An 18,363-nucleotide genomic window follows, 5' to 3' on the forward strand; every position below is an offset into this window, starting at 1 on the left:
GGCTCTCTCCGATCAGGACGCGACGCCGGCGATCGCCAGCACGGTATGCATCAGCACGTTGGTGCCCGCGGCGCAGTCGGGCTGCGTGGCGTCTTCCAGCTCGTTGTGGCTGATGCCGTCCTTGCAGGGCACGAACACCATCGCCGCCGGCATGACGGTGTTGAGGTTGCAGGCATCGTGGCCGGCGCCGGAGGTGATGCGGCGGGAGGAATAGCCGAGCGTCTTCGCTGCGTTCTCGACCGCCGCGATCAGCTTGGGATCGAAATGCGTCGGCGGCTTGCGCCAGACCAGGTCGATCTTGACCTCGACCTTGCGGCGCGCGGCGATCTCGGCAGTGGCGGCGCGCAGATCGCGATCGAGCGCGTCCATGATGGCGCCATCCGCGCTGCGGCAGTCCATGGTGAAGGCGATCTCGCCGGGAATGACGTTGCGCGAGGGGTTTGCGATCACGGCCTCGCCGATGGTGCCGACTGCTTTCGGCCCGTGCTTCTTCGCGATGGCCTCCATCGCCAGCACGATTTCGGAGAGCGTCGCGAGCGCATCGCGCCGCAGCGGCATCGGCGTCGATCCGGCATGGCTCTCGAAGCCGGAAATCTTGCCGTCGTACCAGAGCACGCCCTGGCCGGAATCGACCACGCCGATGGTCTTGCCTTCGGCCTCGAGGATCGGACCCTGCTCGATGTGCAGCTCGACGAAGCAGCCGAGCTTCTGGAAGCCGACCGGCTTGTCGCCGCGATAGCCGATGCTGTCGAGCGCCTGGCTGACGGTCGTGCCGTCGATATCCTTGCGCGACAGGATGTCGTCGGTGGTGAAATCGCCGACGTAAGCGGCGGACGCCATCATCGCCGGTGCGAAGCGCGAGCCTTCCTCGTTGGTCCAGTTGACGACGCAGATCGGCGCTTCGGTTTCGATGCCTGCGTCGTTCAGCGTGCGGATCACTTCCAGCGCGCCGAGCGTCCCCAGAATGCCGTCATACTTGCCGCCGGTCGGCTGGGTATCGAGATGCGAGCCGATGCCGACGGGCAGCTTCGACATGTCGCGGCCCTTGCGCAGGCCGAACTGTGAGCCGAGCGCATCGGCGTGCACCTCGAGGCCGGCGTCCTCGCAGGCCTTGCGGAACCAGTCGCGCACTTGCTTGTCTTCGCTGCTCAGCGTCAGCCGCCGCACGCCGCCCTTGGCCGTCCCGCCAAACTGCGCGGTCTCGTGGATGGAGCCCCAGAGGCGGGCGGAATCGATCTGCAGATTGGTGGCGGCTCGGCTCATGCGGTCGGTCTCTCGGTTGTCCGGCGCCTTTTTCAATGACGCGCCGGCGCGGACTCGTCAACCGCGAGGCTGCTCTGCGCAATCTGCCGTGCGAGCTCGGCGACGCGCTCCACCGCGACGACGTCAGGCGAGGCGAGCCAGCTCGCCGTGAATGTCAGCGGCGCTATGGCGAGATCGGTTTTGAGCAGTTGCAACCGCCCGTCGGCGAGCTCGTTCTCGACGATGGCGTCGGGGATCACGGCGATGCCGAGCCCTTCGACCGCCATGTGGATGACCGTCGCCAGCGATGCGGACGCATGCAGCCGGATCGGCGGCAGTTCCGGCCGGTCGAAGACTTCGCGCACGACCTCGTAAGGCCTGGTCTTGCGCGGGAAGGTGATGATCGGAAACCGCGCGAGGTCGGCGCGCGTCACCGGGCCGTTGCCGAGCCCGAGCGAGGGGCTTGCGAGAAAGCCGATCGGATAATCCGCGAGCACGCGATTGTGGACGCCCGAGGCCGACAGCGGCCCCACCACGAAGGCAAGCTCGATCTCCTGCGCGAGCAGGCGCGCAGTGAGGTTCGGCGTGATGTCGACCTCGATCTCCAGTGACAGGTTCGGATAGACTTCGTTCATGCTCTTGACGAGCCGCGGCAGCCAGGTGTGCACGATGGTCTCGGCGACGCCGAGGCGCATCACGCCGCGCATCGCCGAGCGGTCGCCGATCTCGGCGATCATCGCCGCCCTCAGACCGATCAACTTCTCCGCATAGACCATCATCTGCCGGCCGCTCGGCGTCGGCGAAGCAACGCGATGATCGCGGTTGAGGAGCTTTACGCCCATCTCGCGCTCGAGCTGGGCGATGCGCTGGGAGATCGCCGGCTGGGTCGTATTGAGCCGTGCTGCGGCGCCGCGAAAGCTGCCGAGCTTCACAACCCAAAGGAAGGTTTCGATCGACCTGAAGTCCAGCATGAGAAGGATTTTCCCGATCGATAAATCTAATTTATCAAGATCGATTAGAAAGGAAGATTAGACTTTATAGCATGCTTGGTGTTGGCTGTCTTTGTCGAGTTTATAGGCAGGTCGATCAAATGACTGTTTTGGTGGCAGCGCAGCAAACTGAAACGCCCGACACGCTCCCGAGCCGCCAGGCGCGGCTCGCCTATCGCGGCGGCCAGGTCGGATCTACTGCCGGCGTCGCCCCCGGCTTCGTCCAGGGCAATCTGGCGATCCTGCCGGCCGAATACGCCAGCGCCTTTCACCGCTTCTGCCAGCTCAATCCGAAACCGTGCCCGATCATCGGCATGTCCGACGTCGGCAGCCCGCACATCCCCGCGCTCGGCGCCGATCTCGACATCCGCACCGACGTGCCGCGCTACCGCATCTGGCGCGACGGCGAGGTGGTCGACGAGCCGACTGACGTGACCAAGCATTGGCGCGACGATCTCGTGACCTTCGTGCTCGGCTGCTCGTTCTCGTTCGAAGAGGCGTTGCTCGACGAGGGCATGCCGATCCGTCACATCGAGCAGAACGTGCGCGTGCCGATGTACCGCACCAACATCGCCTGCGGCGAGGCCGGTCCGTTCGCCGGTCCCATGGTGGTGTCGATGCGTCCGTTCAAGCCGGCCGATGCGATCCGCGCGGTGCAGATCACCTCGCGTTATCCCGCCGTGCACGGTGCCCCCGTGCATCTCGGCCATCCGCATTTGATCGGCATCAAGGATCTCGCCAAGCCGGATTACGGCGATCCCGTGCCCGTCGCCGACGACGAGATCCCGGTGTTCTGGGCCTGCGGCGTGACGCCGCAATCGGTGATCAACGCCGCCAGGTTGCCGTTCGCGATCACGCATTCGCCCGGCCTGATGCTGGTGACGGATCTGAAGAACCGGAACATGGCCGTGATTTAGTAGGCAGCGTTTGCTGCTTCTTCGGGCTTTACCGCGTCCATCAATCGCTCCATTCGATCAGTCGAAATTTAGTAACAGGGGACTTTGCCATGACGATCTCTCGCCGCGACGTGCTGCTTGGTGCCACAGCCACTGCCGCGCTGGTGCCGCTCGCTGCACGCGCCCAGACCTCCGAGGTCGTGATCGGCGTGATCTATCCGTTCTCCGGCGGCAGCGCGCAGCAGGGCGTCGACGCGCAGAAGGCCTATGAGACCGCGCTCGAGGTCATCAACAAGGACACCGATTTCGATCTGCCGCTGGCCAAGGGCGAGGGTCTGCCGGGCCTCGGCGGCGCAAAAGTCCGCCTCGTGTTCGCCGACCACCAGGCCGATCCGCAAAAGGGCCGCGCCGAGGCCGAGCGCCTGATCACGCAGGAGAAGGTCTCCGCGATCATCGGCACCTATCAAAGCGCGGTCGCCGTCACCGTCAGCCAGATCTGCGAACGCTACCAGATCCCGTTCGTCTCCGCCGACAACTCCTCGCCGAGCCTGCATCGCCGCGGCCTCAAATATTACTTCCGCGCTGCCCCGCATGACGAGATGTACTCGGCTGCGATGTTCGACTTCTTCGATGCCTTGAAGAAGAAGGGCACCAAGATCGAGACGCTGTCGCTGTTCCACGAGGACACCATCTTCGGCACCGATTCCGGCAACGCCCAGGCCAAGATCGCCGGAGAACGCGGTTACAAGATCGTCTCCGACATCAAGTATCGCGCCAATTCGCCGTCGCTGTCGGCCGAAGTGCAGCAGCTCAAGAGCGCCAATGCCGACGTGCTGATGCCCTCGAGCTACACCACCGACGGCATCCTGCTGGTCAAGACCATGGGCGAGCTCGGCTACAAGCCGAACGCGATCGTGGCGCAGGACGCCGGCTTCTCGGAGAAGGCGCTCTATGATGCCGTCGGCGACAAGCTCGAAGGCGTGATCTCGCGCGGCACCTTCTCGCTCGATCTCGCGCAGAAGCGTCCCATGGTCGGCAAGATCAACGAGATGTTCAAGGCGCGCTCGGGTAAGGACTTCAACGACCTGACCTCGCGCCAGTTCATGGGCCTGATCATCCTGGCCGACGCCGTCAACCGCGCCAAGTCGGCCGACGGCGAGAAGATCCGCGATGCACTGGCCGCGACCGACATCCCGGGCGAGCAGACCATCATGCCCTGGAAGCGCGTCAAGTTCGACGAGGCCGGCCAGAACAACGACGCCGACCCGGTGCTGCTGCAATATATCGGCGGCAAGTTCGTCACCATCTTCCCGCCGCAGGCCGCGATCGCCGAAGCGACCTGGCCGATGAAGTAAGATTGGGAAGCGGGAGGACGTAGCTCCCGCCCTCATCCTGAGGAGCGGGCGTAGCCCGCGTCTCGAAGGACGAGGGCTGGGCCATCCTTCGAGACGCGCGCTGGTGCGCGCTCCTCAGGATGAGGATCTATTTCGGGGGACGACTTTTGACAGCTCAAGCCATTATCCAGAGTCTCGCGAGCGGCCTTCTGATGGGCCTGCTCTACGGACTGATCGCGGTCGGCCTCGCGCTGATTTTCGGCCTGATGGACGTCACGAACTTCGCCCATGGCGAATTCCTGATGCTCGCGATGTACCTGTCCTTCTTTCTGTTCGCGTTCTTCGCGATCGATCCCCTGCTGTCGGCCCCATTGGTCGCAGCGGCGATGTTCGTGTTCGGAGCGGTGGTCTATCTACTCCTTGTACGCTTCGCCATGCGGGCCAAGGCCAATGCCGGCATGGTGCAGATCTTCACGACTTTCGGCCTTGCGATCGTGATGCGCGGCCTCGCGCAGTACTTCTTCACGCCGGACTATCGCAGCATTCCACAGTCCTGGCTTGGCGGTAAAACCATCTCGGTCGCCGGCATCTTCCTGCCCGAGCCGCAGCTCATCGGTGCGCTGGTCTCGATCGCGGCCTTCGCCGGGCTCTACCTCTTCATCAACCGCACCGACTTCGGCCGCGCGCTGGAAGCCACCCGCGAGGATCCCGGCGCCGTCGCGCTCGTCGGCATCGACAAGAACCGCGTGTTCGCGTTCGGCTGGGGCCTCGGCGCCGCGCTGGTCGGTCTCGCCGGTGCGATCATGGCGGTGTTCTTCTACATCTATCCCGATGTCGGCGCGTCGTTCGCGCTGATCGCCTACGTGACCGTGGCGCTCGGCGGCTTCGGCAGCGTGTTCGGCGCCTTCGCCGGCGGCATCATTGTCGGCCTGGTCGAAGCGGTGACCGCGCTGGTGTTGCCGCCATCGCTGAAGTCCGTCGGCATCTATGCCGTCTATCTCCTCGTCGTCTTCATCCGGCCGCGCGGCCTGTTCGGGTCGATGTGATGGACAAGGCTTTTGCAGCGCGGCGCCGCCGCGACCTCATCATCGCCGCAGTGCTGGCCGGGCTCGCAGCGCTGGCTCCGCTGTTGATCAAGGATGTTTACGTCCAGAACATCCTGATCCTGACCCTGATGTATGCGGCGCTGTCGCAGAGCTGGAACATCCTGTCCGGCTATTGCGGGCAGATCTCGCTGGGACACGCGCTCTATTTCGGCATCGGCGCCTACACCACCGAGCTGCTGTTCACCAAGTTCGGCGTGCTGCCCTGGTTCGGCATGCTCGCCGGCGGCGTGATTGCGGCGATCATCGCAATGGGGCTCGGCTATCCCTTCTTCCGCCTGCGCGGCCATTACTTCGTGATCGCGACCATCGTCATCGCCGAGATCGGACTGCTCTTGTTCCAGAACTGGGAATGGGCGGGGGCTGCGATGGGAATCACCGTTCCCGTGCGCGGCGACAGCTGGCTGAAATTCCAGTTCATGCGCAGCAAGCTGCCGTACTTCTATTTCGCGCTGGTGCTGTGCAGCCTCGCCTGGTTCGTCACCTGGTGGCTGGAGGACTCCAAATGGGGCTTTTGGTGGCGCGCGGTGAAGGACAATCCGGAAGCGGCCGAGAGCCTCGGCGTCGTCGTGTTCAACTCCAAGATGGGCGCGGCCGCGGTCTCCGCCTTCCTCGTCGCCATCGGCGGTGCCTTCTATGCGCAGTTTCTCGCCTATATCGACCCCGAAAGCGTGATGGGCTTCCAGTTCTCGCTGCTGATGGCGCTGCCGGCCGTGCTCGGCGGCATCGGCACCCTCTGGGGGCCTGTGCTTGGGGCTGCCATCCTGATCCCGATGACGGAGCTGACGCGCTCTTATATCGGTGGCTCAGGCCGTGGCGTTGACCTCATCGTCTACGGCGCCCTGATCGTCGCGATCTCGCTGGCCCTGCCGCGCGGCTTGGTGAGCCTGTTCTCCCGTTCGAAAGCAAGAGGAGCCACGCGATGACTGCGCTCCTTGAAACCCGCGGCGTCTGGCAGCGGTTCGGCGGCCTCGTCGCCAACAGCGATGTCTCGATCTCGGTCGGCCGCGGCGAGATCGTCGGTCTGATCGGGCCGAACGGTGCCGGCAAGTCGACGCTGTTCAATCTCATCGCCGGCGTCTTGCCGCCGACGCAAGGGTCGATCTGGTTCGACGGCGAGGATGTCACGAACATGCCGGCGGCCGAGCGCTGCCAGCGTGGCGTCGGGCGCACCTTCCAGGTGGTCAAGAGCTTTGAGACCATGACTGTTATCGACAACGTCATTGTCGGTGCTCTCGTGCGCAACACCGTGATGCGCGAGGCACGCCGCAAGGCGCATGAGGTGCTCGAATTCACCGGCCTTGCCGCGCGCGCCGACGTGCTCGCGAGCGACCTCGTGCCGGCCGAGAAACGCCGCCTCGAAGTCGCCCGTGCGCTGGCGACCGAACCAAAGCTGCTGCTGCTGGACGAGGTCCTCACCGGCCTGACGCCGACCGAAGCGCAGACCGGCGTCGCGCTGGTGCGCAAGGTGCGCGATGCCGGCATCACCGTGTTGATGGTCGAGCATGTCATGGAGATCGTGATGCCGCTGGTCGACCGCGCCATCGTGCTCGACCTCGGCAAGGTGCTGGTCGAGGGTAAGCCTTCCGACGTCGTCCGCGATCCCAAGGTGATCAGCGCATATCTGGGAGATCGTCATGCTGTCGGTGCATGAAGTCACGACCGCCTATCAGGGTCTGGTCGCGATCTCCGCGGTCTCGATCGAGGTCCAGAAGGGCGAGATCGTCTGCGTTGCCGGCGCCAATGGCGCGGGCAAGTCGACGCTGCTCAAATCCATCGCCGGCGCCGAGCGTCCGCGCTCGGGCACGGTGACGTTCGACGGCAAGCGCCTCGACGGCATGGCGCAGCATCATATCACCGCCACCGGCATCGCCTATGTGCCGGAGAACCGCCGCCTGTTCCCGCGCCTGTCGGTGCGCGACAATCTGCGCCTCGGCAGCTATCTGTACCGCGGCGACGCCGACCGCGAGGGGCCGCTCAATCTCGTGTTCACGCTGTTCCCGCGTCTCCAGGAACGTTTGGAGCAGCGCGCCGAGACGCTGTCCGGCGGTGAGCAGCAGATGCTCGCGATCGGCCGCGCGCTGATGACGCGCCCGCGGCTGTTGATGCTGGACGAGCCCTCGCAAGGCATCATGCCGAAGCTGGTCGACGAAATCTTCCAGGCGGTACTGCGCATCCGCGACGCCGGCATGACCGTGCTGATCGTCGAGCAGCGCATGGCCGAGTGCCTGGAGATCGCCGACCGCGCCTACATCCTGCAAACCGGCCGCGTGCTGATGCAGGGCCCGGCCGCGGAGATCAGGGGGAACCCGGACGTACGGAAGGCGTATCTGGGGCTGTAGCTGCAAATTGTTGGGCGCGCGCGTCCCACACTCTCGGTGTCATCGCCCGACTTGATCGGGCGATCCAGTATTCCAGAGACGTCAGAGAGATACGGATAAGCTGCGGCGTACTGGATTCCCCGCCTTCGCGGGGAATGACAGCGTTGCGCGGGGCGGTCCTGCCCGACTCTCGACCGCACGAAGCCTAATGCTCGTGCCCATGCTCCGGCAGCGCCACCCCGAACACCTTCACCAGATCCTTCACCTGCTCCGGCGACAGATACCGCGGGTTCATCCCGCGCAGCAGCAGGTACAGCTTCGCCGTCTCCTCCAGCTCCTCCGTCGCGAACACCGCGGCCTCCAGCGTGTCGCCGGCGACCACCGGGCCGTGATTGGCGAGCAGCACGGATGAATATTTGCCCGCCAGTCCCTTGATCGCATCCGCAACCGCGGGATCGCCGGGGCGGTAATAGGGCACAAGCGCGGTGGCGCCGCATTTCATCAGATAATAAGCCGTCATCGGCGGCAGCGCGGCGCGCGGGTCGATCTCGGGCAGCATCGAGAGCGCGACCGAATGGGTGGAGTGCAGATGCACGATCGCCCGCGCGCTTTCGCGCGTGTCGTAGAGCGCGGTGTGCAGCGGAACTTCCTTGGTCGGCGCATCGCCCGAGAGGAGGCGCCCCCGTGCGTCCAGCCGTGACAGTCGCGCCGGGTCGAGGAAGCCGAGCGAGGCGTTGGTGGGGGTGACGAGCCAACCCCCGTCGTGCATCTTGACGCTGATATTGCCGGAAGAGCCCGGCGTCAGCCCGCGCTCGAACAAGGACCGTCCGAAGCGGCAGATATCCTCACGCAGCCGGGTCTCGTTGCTCATAGCCGTCATGCCCGCTTGTCTCACGCTTTGGCAGCGCGGCCAAGCCGTGTTATTCGGATCAGTGAGCCGCCGCAAAGGGCGGCCGTCCAGGAAACGTTCGCAAGGGTCAGTTGCATGTCCGCCTCCACGTCACAAAATCAGCGTATCGCCGTCATCGGGCTCGGCTCGATGGGGTTCGGCATGGCAACCTCGCTGAAGCGCGCCGGTCATGCCGTGACCGGCTGCGACGTCTCGGCTGACGCGGTGGCGCGTTTCGTGAAGGACGGTGGCGCGGGCGCCAGCACGCCGGCGGAAGCGGCCAAGGGCGCCGACATCGTCGTCAGTGTCGTCGTCAATGCCGCGCAGACCGAGACCATCCTGTTCGGCAAGGATGGCGCCGCCGAGACCCTGCCGAAGGACAGCGTCTTCCTGTCCTCCGCCACCATGGACCCGGATGTGGCCCGTCGCCTCGCGAAGCAGTTGGAGGCGACCGGCCGTCACTATCTGGATGCGCCGATCTCCGGCGGCGCGCAGCGCGCGGCCCAAGGCGAGCTGACGATCCTTGCCTCCGGCAGTCCCGCTGCCTTTGCGAAGGCACGGCCGGCGCTCGATGCCATGGCGGCAAAACTGTACGAGCTCGGCGATGCCGCAGGGCAGGGCGCCGCCTTCAAAATGATCAACCAGTTGCTCGCCGGCGTGCATATCGCCGCCGCCAGCGAAGCGATGGCGTTCGCCGCCAAGCAGGGTCTCGACATCCGCAAGGTCTATGAGGTGATCACGGCCTCCGCGGGCAATTCTTGGATGTTCGAGAATCGCATGCCGCACGTGCTCGACGGCGATTACACGCCGCGCAGCGCGGTCGAGATCTTCGTCAAGGACCTCGGCATCATCCAGGACATGGCGCGCAGCGCCCGCTTCCCGGTGCCGGTCTCGGCCGCCGCGCTCCAGATGTTCCTGATGACATCAGCTGCCGGCATGGGCCGCGATGACGACGCCTCGGTGGCGCGCATGTATGCGCAGGTCACCGGCGTAAAACTTCCCGGCGACAAGTAGAGCCAAGAGGATTCCGATGCCCCGTTTCGCCGCCAACCTCTCGATGATGTTCACCGAGGTGCCGTTCCTCGACCGTTTCGACGCCGCTGCGCAAGCGGGCTTCACCGCGGTCGAATTCCTCTTTCCCTACGAGCATCCGGCCGAGGTGGTCGGCGAGCGGCTCAAGCGCAACGGTTTGACGCAGGCGCTGTTCAACCTGCCGCCGGGCGACTGGAACGCCGGCGAGAAGGGCTTTGCGGCGCTGCCGGCGCGATTCTCCGATCTCAAGGCGAGCCTGGAGACCGCGTTGCCTTACGCCAAGGCGACCGGTGTCAAGCGGCTGCACTTGATGGCCGGCATTGCCAACCGCGGCGAGCGCGTCGCGATCGAGGCGTTCTACAAGTCGGTGGCGTGGGCTGCGGAGTTCTTTGCTCCGCACGGCATCGACATCGTGCTCGAGCCGATCAATGCGCGCAATGTGCCCGGCTACTTCCTCAACGATTTCGGCTTCGCGCGCGACCTGATCCAGGAGCTGAGACTGGCGAACCTGAAGCTCCAGTTCGACATCTATCACTGCCAGATCATCCACGGCGACGTCACGATGCGCCTGCGCGAGATGATGCCGATCATCGGGCATATCCAGATCGCCAGTGTCCCCTCGCGCAACGAGCCCGACGGCGAGGAGCTGAATTATCCGTTCCTGTTCACCGAGCTCGACCGGCTCGGCTATACCGGCTTCGTCGGCTGCGAATACAATCCGCGCGGCAAGACCACCGATGGCCTCGCCTGGTTCAAGCCTTATGCGGGAGTGAAGCCGTGACGCTCGCACTGGGTTGCGTCGCCGACGACTATACCGGCGCCTCCGATCTCGCCAACACGTTGACGCGCGCGGGCCTGCGTACCGTGCAGACCATCGGCGTGCCCGCGGACGATCTCACGCTGCCCGAGGTCGACGCCGTCGTGGTGTCGCTGAAGAGCCGCTCGATCGAGGCAGGCCTTGCCGTGTCGCGTTCGCGTGCGGCGGAGAAATGGCTGCGTGACCGCGGGGCGCGCCATGTGCTGTTCAAGATCTGCTCGACCTTCGATTCCACCGATGCGGGCAATATCGGCCCGGTGATGGACGCGCTGCGCGCCGATAGCGGCGAGGCCGTCGTGCTGGTGACGCCGGCCTTCCCGGAGACCGGTCGCACGGTCTATCAGGGCAATCTGTTCGTCGGCGCCGTGCCGCTGAACGAGAGTCCGCTCAAGGACCATCCGCTCAACCCGATGCGCGATTCCAACCTGGTGCGCGTGCTGGCACGCCAGAGCAAGACGCAGGTGGGTCTCGTCGACCTCGCGACCGTCACCCGCGGCGCGGAGGCCGTGCGGGCTCGGCTTGCCGAATTGTCAGGCAAGGGCACCGGTGCCGCGATCATCGATGCCGTGTTCGACCGCGACCTCGAGACCATCGGCCTCGTCGCTGCCCAGCATCAGCTGTCGGTCGGCGCCTCCGGCATCGGCCTCGGACTGGCGCGGGCTCTGGTCTCGACGGGCAAGGTCAAGTCGGCCGCTGGCAGCGGCGGGGCGGACGCCGCCGTCGGCGGACCGGCGGCCTGCCTCGCCGGAAGCTGCTCGCAGGCGACGCTTCAGCAGATCGCCAATGCCGAACGCGTCATGGCGGTGCTCCATCTCGATCAGGACCGTATTCTTACGGGAGCGGACGAAGTGCAGCGCGCGATCGCCTGGGCCAAGCCGCGTTTAGCCGACGGTCCGGTCCTGATCGCGTCGAGCGCGACACCGGATCAGGTCGCCGCCTTGCAGGCGCGCCACGGCCGCGATGCAGCCGGTCACGCCATCGAGCAGGCGATGGCCGACATTGTGGAAAACCTAGTCAAATCAGGCGTCCGGCGGCTGGTCGTGGCTGGCGGCGAGACCTCCGGCGCCGTCGTCGATCGCCTCGGGATTCCCGGCTTTCTGGTCGGCGCTGAGATCGCTGCGGGCGTCCCGGTGCTGCGCGCCGTCGGCGCTGAAGCAGGCGATATGTTGCTCGCGCTGAAGTCCGGAAATTTCGGCGGGCCGGAATTCTTCGCGGACGCGCTTGGGCTCATGCGCTGAGCGCAGGGCGTTCTTAGCTGCCTGTTCATTTCTTTCAGGCTCCGTACTCGAACGGAGTCGTAGTTAACATCTGCTCAGTCGCTCTGTTGTCTGATGTCGGCGTCGCTCCTTTTGGTTGATTGTTAAGACCTCCCGGACGCGCGCCCGCGCCAGCACAACGAGACCCGATTATGTTCGCCACCATTTCCATTCGCGCCAAGATCATCAGTGTCGTGGCGTTCCTGCTGGTCGCGATGACCGGCATGGGCCTGCTCGCCGTCACGAAGATGCGGTCGATGAACGCCAACACCACCGACATCACCACGAGCTGGCTGCCCAGCGTCCGGGTGCTCGGCGAACTCCGCGCTAGCGTCATCACCTACCGCAACGTCGTTCGCCAGCACATGCTGTCCGAGACCCTCGAGGAGAAGCTCGCCAACGAAAAGACGGCCGGCACCGTCATCGAGGCGCTCGCCAAGTCCCGCAAGGCCTACGAGCCGATGATCACCTCACCCGAGGAGCGCCGGCTGTACAACGAATGGGCCAAGCTCTGGGACGATTACAAGAAGGGCACCGAAGACGTCATGGCGCTGTCGCGCAAGGAGGCCGGCAAGGTCCCGCATGACGCCCAGGAGCTGAACACCAAGACGGTCAACAAGATCGGCCTTGCGTCGGATGAGGTCCTGATGAAGGACATCGATCTCAACACCAAGGGCGGCGACCAGGCTGCCCAGGATGCCGCCGACAGCTATTTCTATGCCTTCATGCTGGTCTCGATCATCCTCGGCGCCGCCGTGATCATCGGCATCGGCGTCAGCTTCTACCTGGTCCAGGACGTCTCCGCCGGCATCAACTCGATCATCCAACCGATGCAGGCGCTCGGCAAGGGCGACCTCTCCGCCGAAGTCCCGTATCGCGGCGAGAAGACCGAGATCGGCGCCATGGCCGACGTGCTCCAGATCTTCAAGGAAGCCTTGATCGCCAAGAAAGCCGCCGACGAGGCCGCCGCCGCCGATGCCGAAGCCAAGATCGAGCGCGGCCGCCGCGTCGACGGCATCACCCGCGATTTCGAAACGATGATCGGCGAGATCGTCCAGACCGTGTCGTCGGCCTCGACCCAGCTCGAGGCCTCCGCCTCGACGCTGACTTCGACTGCCGACCGCTCCCAGCGGATGGCGACTACGGTCGCCGCGGCCTCGGAGGAAGCCTCGACCAACGTGCAGTCGGTGGCCTCGGCCACCGAGGAGATGGCCTCGTCGGTCGGCGAGATCAGCCGTCAGGTGCAGGAATCAGCGCGGATGGCGGGCGACGCCGTCGGCCAGGCCCGTGCCACCACCGAGCGCGTCAGCGAGCTGTCCAAGGCGGCTTCTCGCATCGGCGACGTCGTCGAGCTGATCAACACCATCGCGGGCCAGACCAACCTCTTGGCGCTGAACGCCACCATCGAGGCGGCGCGTGCCGGTGAAGCCGGCCGCGGCTTCGCGGTGGTCGCCTCCGAGGTGAAGGCGCTCGCCGAGCAGACCGCCAAGGCGACCGGCGAGATCGGCCAGCAGATCTCCGGCATCCAGGCGGCGACCAACGACTCGGTCGGCGCCATCAAGGAGATCTCCTCGACCATCGAGCGTCTCTCCGAAATCTCCTCGGCGATTGCGGCTGCGGTGGAAGAGCAGGGCGCAGCGACCCAGGAGATCGCCCGCAACGTGCAGCAGGCGGCGCAGGGCACCCAGCAGGTCTCCTCCAACATCACCGACGTGCAGCGCGGCGCGACCGAGACCGGCACGGCCTCCTCGCAGGTGCTGTCGGCAGCGCAGATGCTGTCCAACGACTCGAGCCGCCTCAAGACCGAGGTCAGCAAGTTCCTGACCAACGTCCGCGCGGCCTAAGCCGGGACACGCTCGCAGTTCTGAAGGCGGCGCCTGCGGGCGCCGCTTTTTTACGTGGGGGTGAGCCGCTTTCGTAATCTTCCGGCCGCAGGCTGCATATCTGGAATGCGATTTCGCAGTGCGATAGCAGGGAAGTGACCGGACGGGGCGGCGCTGTCGTTGGCCATTTCCACGGTGTTCGGGTAAATCAGCCCTAGGAACCCGTGGGGCGTGTTCCCTGTCCCCGATTTGGAATTGCCTGACCAATGATTGCTCTGGTCCGTATTGCCCTGAGCCGACCCTACACGTTTGTCGTGCTCGCGCTTCTGCTCCTGATCATCGGGCCGCTCGCGGCCCTGCGGACGCCGACCGACATCTTCCCGGACATCCGCATCCCCGTGATCGGCGTGGTCTGGCAGTACACCGGCCTGCCGCCGGACCAGATGTCCGGCCGCATCACCACGCCGTTCCAGCGCGCGCTGACGACGACCGTCAACGACATCGAGCATATTACAGCTAACTCCTATAACGGCTTTGGCATCATCAAGATCTTCTTCCAGCCGAACGTCGACATCCGCACCGCCAACGCGCAGGTCACCGCGATCTCGCAGACGCTGCTGAAGCAGATGCCGCCGGGCGCAACGCCGCCCCTGATCCTGAACTACTCCGCCTCGACCGTGCCGATCATCCAGGTGGCGCTGTCGGGCGATGGCCTGACCGAGCAGAACCTCGCCGATATCGGCATCAATAATCTGCGCACCCCGCTGGTCACGGTGCCCGGCGCGGCGATCCCGTATCCGTTCGGTGGCAAGCAGCGCCAAATCCAGATCGACCTCGATCCTACCGCGCTCCAGGCCCGTGGCCTGTCGGGCCAGGACGTCGCCAACGCGCTCGCAGCCCAAAACCTGATCACGCCGGTCGGCACCCAGAAGATCGGCCAGTTCGAATACAACATCCAGCTCAACAACTCGCCGCTGAAGATCGACGAGCTCGGCAATCTGCCGATCAGGACCGTCAACGGCGCGATGGTCTATGTGCGCGACGTCGCGACCGTGCGTGACGGCAATCCGCCGCAGACCAACATCGTCCACGTCGACGGCAACCGCTCGGTGCTGATGATGGTGCTGAAGGCGGGCGCGACCTCGACGCTCGATATCATCGCCGGCATCAAGCAGAAGGTTATCGACGTCAAGGACCAGCTGCCGGACGCGCTGAAGATCGGCTTCATCGGCGACCAGTCGGTGTTCGTCCGCGGTGCGATTCAAGGCGTCGCGATCGAAGGCGTGATCGCGGCGCTGCTGACCAGCGTCATGATCCTGCTGTTCCTCGGCAGCTGGCGCTCCACGGTCATCATCGCGGTCTCGATCCCGCTCTCGGTGCTCGGCGCCATCATCATGCTGTCGGCGATCGGCGAGACGCTCAACATCATGACGCTCGGCGGCCTTGCGCTCGCGGTCGGCATCCTCGTCGACGATGCCACCGTGACCATCGAGAACATCAACTACCATCTGGAGCAGGGCAAGCCGGTCGAGCAGTCGATCCTCGACGGCGCCAATCAGATCGTGACGCCGGCCTTCGTCTCGCTGCTATGTATCTGCATCGTGTTCGTGCCGATGTTCTTCCTCTCCGGCGTCGCCCGCTTCCTGTTCGTGCCCATGGCCGAAGCCGTGATGTTCGCGATGATCTGGTCGTTCATCCTGTCGCGCACGCTGGTGCCGACCATGGCGAACTATTTGCTGCAGGCGCACGTCCATCACGAGGGCGCGCCGCCGAAGTCGCGCAATCCGCTGGTGTGGTTCCAGCGCGGTTTCGAGAAGCGGTTCGAGCGCATCCGCGGCGGCTACCATAATCTGCTGGGACTGGCGCTGGTGCACCGCGCGGTGTTCGTGATCGGCTTCCTCTGCGTGGTCGGCGCGTCCTTCGCGCTGGTGCCGTTCCTCGGGCGCAACTTCTTCCCGGCGGTCGATGCCGGCAATATCCTGATGCATGTCCGCACCCAGGTCGGCACCCGCGTGGAGGAGACGGCCAACCAGCTCGCCGACGTCCAGAAGGCGATCCGCAAGCTGATCCCCGGCGAAATCGAGACGCTGACCGACAACATCGGCATGCCGATCTCCGGCATCAACATGACCTACAACAACACGGGCGTGATCGGCCCGCAGGACGGCGACATCCAGATCAAGCTGAAAGAGGGCCACAAGCCGACGGAAGAGCACGTGCGCGTGCTGCGCGAGCAGCTGCCGCGCCTGTTCCCCGGCGTCAGCTTCGCATTCCTGCCGGCCGACATCGTCAGCCAGATCCTGAACTTCGGCGCGCCGGCGCCGATCGACCTGCAAATCCGTGGTGCCAATATCGGCGCCAACTTTGCCTACGCCAACAATTTGCTGGCGAGGGTTCGCAAGATCCCGGGCGTTGCCGATGCGCGCATCCAGCAGTCGCCGAACAACCCAACCTTCAACATCGATGTCGACCGCACCCGCGCGCAATATGTCGGCCTGACCGAGCGCGACGTCACCAACAGCCTCGTGGTCAATCTCGCCGGCTCCTCGCAGGTGGCGCCGACCTACTACCTCAATCCGGACAACGGCGTGTCCTACTCGATCGTGATGCAGACGCCGCAATACCAGATCGACTCGCTCAGCGCGCTCCAGACGCTGCCGATCACGGCCACCGGCAATTCCCAATCGCCGATCCTCGGCGGCATCGCCGACATCAAGCGCTCGACCTCGAGCGCGGTGGTGTCGCAATACGACATCCAGTCGCTGGTGCAGATCTTTGCCACGACCTCGGGCCGCGATCTCGGCGCGGTCGCCGCCGACATCCGCCAGGTGATCGCCGACACCGCCAAGGACGTGCCGAAGGGCTCCTCCGTGGTGCTGCTCGGCCAGGTGCAGACCATGAACAGCGCCTTCACCGGATTGCTGTTCGGCCTGCTCGGTGCCGTCGTGCTGATCTACTTCCTGATCGTCGTGAACTTCCAGTCCTGGTCCGATCCGTTCGTGATCATCACGGCGCTGCCGGCCGCGCTCGCCGGTATCGTCTGGATGCTGTTCATGACCGAGACGACGCTGTCGGTGCCGGCGCTCACCGGCGCGATCATGTGCATGGGCGTTGCCACCGCCAACAGCGTGCTGGTGATCTCCTTCGCCCGCGAGCGCTACGAGGAGCTCGGTGACCCCATCGCCGCTGCACTCGAGGCCGGGTTCGTCCGGTTCCGCCCGGTGCTGATGACCGCGCTCGCCATGATCATCGGCATGGCGCCGATGGCCCTGGGGCTCGGGGAGGGCGGCGAGCAGAATGCGCCGCTTGGCCGCGCCGTGATCGGCGGCCTGATCTTTGCAACTTTCGCCACGCTGATGTTTGTTCCCGTGGTGTTCAGTATGGTACACAAGAAACAAGGCGCCAAAGCCGCCGCCCCATTGGAGACTCCGCATGTCGCCCACTGAACCCCGCTCCCCGGTGTCGCACCGGAAACTGGGCATCTTCGGCGTGGTGGCGCTGATTGCGGCAGGCCTCGTCGTGGGTACCGGCATTCGTGCCCGCGAGGAGCAGGGCTCCAAGCTGAAGGAATGGACCGACGATCAGGCCGTTCCCAGCGTTGCGGTGACCCTGCCGAACGCAAAATCCCTCAACGGCACCATCGACCTGCCGGGTCGGCTCGAAGCTTATTACCGCGCGCCTATCTTCGCACGCGTCTCCGGCTATCTGAAGAGCTGGAGCGTCGACATGGGCGCGCGCGTCAAGGCGGGGCAGGTGATCGCCGAGATCGAGGCGCCCGACCTCGACCAGCAACTGCTTCAGGCCCGCGCCGACCTCGCCAGCCAGCAGGCCAGTGCCAGGCTCTCGGAAGCAACGCTCAACCGGCGCAAGACGCTGGTCGCCTCCAACTTCGTCTCCGCGCAGGAGATCGACGAGCGCACCGCCGATCTCTCCAATAAGAACGCGGCCGTCCACTCAGGCCAGGCAAATGTCGAACGGCTTGAAGCGCTGGCCGGCTACAAGAAGATCACGGTGCCGTTCGATGGCGTGGTCACGGCGCGCGATACCGACGTCGGCGCGTTGATCAATGCCGGCGGCGGCTCCGGCCCGGCGATGTTCGTGGTCTCCGACATCACCAAGCTGCGCGTTTACGTCAACGTTCCCCAGAACTACGTGCCTGCGATCAAGATCGGCGCCAAGGCCACCATGGTCATGCCGGAATACCCGAACCGGACATTCCAGGCGACGGTCGAGGCGTCTTCGCAGGCCGTCGACGTCGCCTCAGGAACCACCCGCATGCAGCTTCGGCTCGACAATTCCAACGGCGAGTTGATGCCCGGCGGCTATGCCAGCGTGAAGCTCAACCTTCAGCGCGACACCGCGCCGCTGAGCATTCCCGCCAGTGCCCTGATCTTCAACGGCAGCGGTCTGCGTGTTGCGACCGTCGGTCCCGACGACAAGGTGCAGTTCAAGACCGTGACCATCGCACGCGATCTCGGCAAGGAGATTGAACTCGCCTCGGGCATCGCACCCGACGACCGCGTCATCACTGCCCCGCCGGATGGCCTTTCCGACGGCGACCAGGTTCGCGTCGCCGGCGGTGCCAAGGGCAAGCCGGCGACGGCGTCGGAGAAGCAGGCGCCGAAGGGCTAGGTTGATCTCGTAGGGTGGGCAAAGCGAAG

General features: G+C 65.2%; 15 protein-coding genes. 12 read left to right on the top strand and 3 right to left on the bottom strand.

Annotated elements, in window-relative coordinates; all coding sequences use genetic code 11:
- Window positions 1-12: 12 nt before the first annotated feature.
- Both AB7245_RS13995 and AB7245_RS14000 read right to left on the bottom strand, forming a co-directional pair.
- Window positions 13-1,263 (bottom strand): Zn-dependent hydrolase, encoded by a 1,251-nt coding sequence (locus tag AB7245_RS13995; protein ID WP_085403944.1) that lies wholly within the window; start codon window positions 1,261-1,263, stop codon window positions 13-15.
- Window positions 1,264-1,295: 32 nt separating this feature from the next.
- Window positions 1,296-2,213, bottom strand: a complete 918-nt coding sequence (locus AB7245_RS14000; protein WP_085403943.1) for a LysR family transcriptional regulator — start codon at window positions 2,211-2,213, stop codon at window positions 1,296-1,298.
- A gap of 119 nt (window positions 2,214-2,332) precedes the next feature.
- Between AB7245_RS14000 and AB7245_RS14005 the strand changes: the two genes are divergently transcribed.
- The 6 genes from AB7245_RS14005 to AB7245_RS14030 all read left to right on the top strand — a co-directional run bounded on the left by AB7245_RS14005 (window position 2,333) and on the right by AB7245_RS14030 (window position 7,906).
- The gene (locus tag AB7245_RS14005; protein WP_071915761.1) at window positions 2,333-3,148 is read left to right on the top strand and encodes a putative hydro-lyase; all 816 of its coding nucleotides are present in this window, start codon (window positions 2,333-2,335) and stop codon (window positions 3,146-3,148) included.
- An 89-nt stretch (window positions 3,149-3,237) separates the two neighbouring features.
- A complete protein-coding gene (locus AB7245_RS14010) occupies window positions 3,238-4,482 on the top strand; it encodes an ABC transporter substrate-binding protein (RefSeq protein WP_085403942.1) in 1,245 nt (414 codons plus the stop codon).
- Between the two features lie 146 nt (window positions 4,483-4,628).
- The gene (locus AB7245_RS14015; protein ID WP_085403941.1) at window positions 4,629-5,507 is read left to right on the top strand and encodes a branched-chain amino acid ABC transporter permease; all 879 of its coding nucleotides are present in this window, start codon (window positions 4,629-4,631) and stop codon (window positions 5,505-5,507) included.
- Window positions 5,507-6,490 carry a branched-chain amino acid ABC transporter permease gene (locus AB7245_RS14020; RefSeq protein ID WP_063984699.1) on the top strand — a complete coding sequence of 328 codons (984 nt, stop codon included), beginning with the start codon at window positions 5,507-5,509 and terminating at the stop codon, window positions 6,488-6,490. Before AB7245_RS14015 ends, AB7245_RS14020 begins: the two co-directional genes overlap by 1 nt.
- Entirely contained in the window at window positions 6,487-7,218 is a 732-nt protein-coding gene (locus AB7245_RS14025; protein ID WP_028146884.1) for an ABC transporter ATP-binding protein, read from the top strand. Before AB7245_RS14020 ends, AB7245_RS14025 begins: the two co-directional genes overlap by 4 nt.
- Window positions 7,202-7,906, top strand: coding sequence for an ABC transporter ATP-binding protein (locus tag AB7245_RS14030; RefSeq protein WP_085403940.1), 705 nt, complete (start codon window positions 7,202-7,204; stop codon window positions 7,904-7,906). The genes AB7245_RS14025 and AB7245_RS14030 overlap by 17 nt, the downstream gene beginning before the upstream one ends.
- A 184-nt stretch (window positions 7,907-8,090) precedes the next feature.
- Here the strand turns inward: AB7245_RS14030 and otnC are convergent, their stop codons facing one another.
- Window positions 8,091-8,765, bottom strand: a complete 675-nt coding sequence (gene otnC, locus AB7245_RS14035; RefSeq protein WP_028146885.1) for a 3-oxo-tetronate 4-phosphate decarboxylase — start codon at window positions 8,763-8,765, stop codon at window positions 8,091-8,093.
- 105 nt (window positions 8,766-8,870) lie between these two features.
- Between otnC and ltnD the strand changes: the two genes are divergently transcribed.
- From ltnD to AB7245_RS14065, 6 genes are all read left to right on the top strand, one after another.
- Window positions 8,871-9,788, top strand: coding sequence for an L-threonate dehydrogenase (gene ltnD, locus AB7245_RS14040; RefSeq protein ID WP_014496893.1), 918 nt, complete (start codon window positions 8,871-8,873; stop codon window positions 9,786-9,788).
- A gap of 16 nt (window positions 9,789-9,804) precedes the next feature.
- Window positions 9,805-10,587, top strand: a complete 783-nt coding sequence (gene otnI, locus AB7245_RS14045) for a 2-oxo-tetronate isomerase (protein WP_085403939.1) — start codon at window positions 9,805-9,807, stop codon at window positions 10,585-10,587.
- Complete coding sequence (gene otnK / locus AB7245_RS14050; protein ID WP_439034357.1) at window positions 10,584-11,861, top strand: 3-oxo-tetronate kinase; 1,278 nt, start codon at window positions 10,584-10,586, stop codon at window positions 11,859-11,861. Before otnI ends, otnK begins: the two co-directional genes overlap by 4 nt.
- A gap of 170 nt (window positions 11,862-12,031) precedes the next feature.
- Complete coding sequence (locus AB7245_RS14055) at window positions 12,032-13,723, top strand: methyl-accepting chemotaxis protein (RefSeq protein WP_439034358.1); 1,692 nt, start codon at window positions 12,032-12,034, stop codon at window positions 13,721-13,723.
- Window positions 13,724-13,968: 245 nt separating this feature from the next.
- A complete protein-coding gene (locus AB7245_RS14060; RefSeq protein WP_085403937.1) occupies window positions 13,969-17,148 on the top strand; it encodes an efflux RND transporter permease subunit in 3,180 nt (1,059 codons plus the stop codon).
- A complete protein-coding gene (locus tag AB7245_RS14065) occupies window positions 17,135-18,334 on the top strand; it encodes an efflux RND transporter periplasmic adaptor subunit (protein ID WP_085403936.1) in 1,200 nt (399 codons plus the stop codon). Before AB7245_RS14060 ends, AB7245_RS14065 begins: the two co-directional genes overlap by 14 nt.
- Window positions 18,335-18,363: the final 29 nt, after the last annotated feature.

It is taken from the genome of Bradyrhizobium sp. 604_D8_N2_3, from assembly GCF_051810765.1.
Lineage (GTDB): Bacteria > Pseudomonadota > Alphaproteobacteria > Rhizobiales > Xanthobacteraceae > Bradyrhizobium > Bradyrhizobium barranii.

Excerpts from the sequence above, each read along its gene's own strand:
- AB7245_RS14065 (WP_085403936.1), top strand. The coding sequence starts at position 17,135 with ATGTCGCCCACTGAACCCCGCTCCCCGGTGTCGCACCGGAAACTGGGC.
- AB7245_RS14025 (WP_028146884.1), top strand. The coding sequence starts at position 6,487 with ATGACTGCGCTCCTTGAAACCCGCGGCGTCTGGCAGCGGTTCGGCGGC.
- otnI (WP_085403939.1), top strand. The coding sequence starts at position 9,805 with ATGCCCCGTTTCGCCGCCAACCTCTCGATGATGTTCACCGAGGTGCCG.
- AB7245_RS14055 (WP_439034358.1), top strand. The coding sequence starts at position 12,032 with ATGTTCGCCACCATTTCCATTCGCGCCAAGATCATCAGTGTCGTGGCG.
- AB7245_RS13995 (WP_085403944.1), bottom strand. The coding sequence starts at position 1,263 with ATGAGCCGAGCCGCCACCAATCTGCAGATCGATTCCGCCCGCCTCTGG.
- AB7245_RS14030 (WP_085403940.1), top strand. The coding sequence starts at position 7,202 with ATGCTGTCGGTGCATGAAGTCACGACCGCCTATCAGGGTCTGGTCGCG.
- ltnD (WP_014496893.1), top strand. The coding sequence starts at position 8,871 with ATGTCCGCCTCCACGTCACAAAATCAGCGTATCGCCGTCATCGGGCTC.
- AB7245_RS14060 (WP_085403937.1), top strand. The coding sequence starts at position 13,969 with ATGATTGCTCTGGTCCGTATTGCCCTGAGCCGACCCTACACGTTTGTC.
- otnC (WP_028146885.1), bottom strand. The coding sequence starts at position 8,765 with ATGACGGCTATGAGCAACGAGACCCGGCTGCGTGAGGATATCTGCCGC.
- AB7245_RS14010 (WP_085403942.1), top strand. The coding sequence starts at position 3,238 with ATGACGATCTCTCGCCGCGACGTGCTGCTTGGTGCCACAGCCACTGCC.
- AB7245_RS14000 (WP_085403943.1), bottom strand. The coding sequence starts at position 2,213 with ATGCTGGACTTCAGGTCGATCGAAACCTTCCTTTGGGTTGTGAAGCTC.
- AB7245_RS14020 (WP_063984699.1), top strand. The coding sequence starts at position 5,507 with ATGGACAAGGCTTTTGCAGCGCGGCGCCGCCGCGACCTCATCATCGCC.
- AB7245_RS14005 (WP_071915761.1), top strand. The coding sequence starts at position 2,333 with ATGACTGTTTTGGTGGCAGCGCAGCAAACTGAAACGCCCGACACGCTC.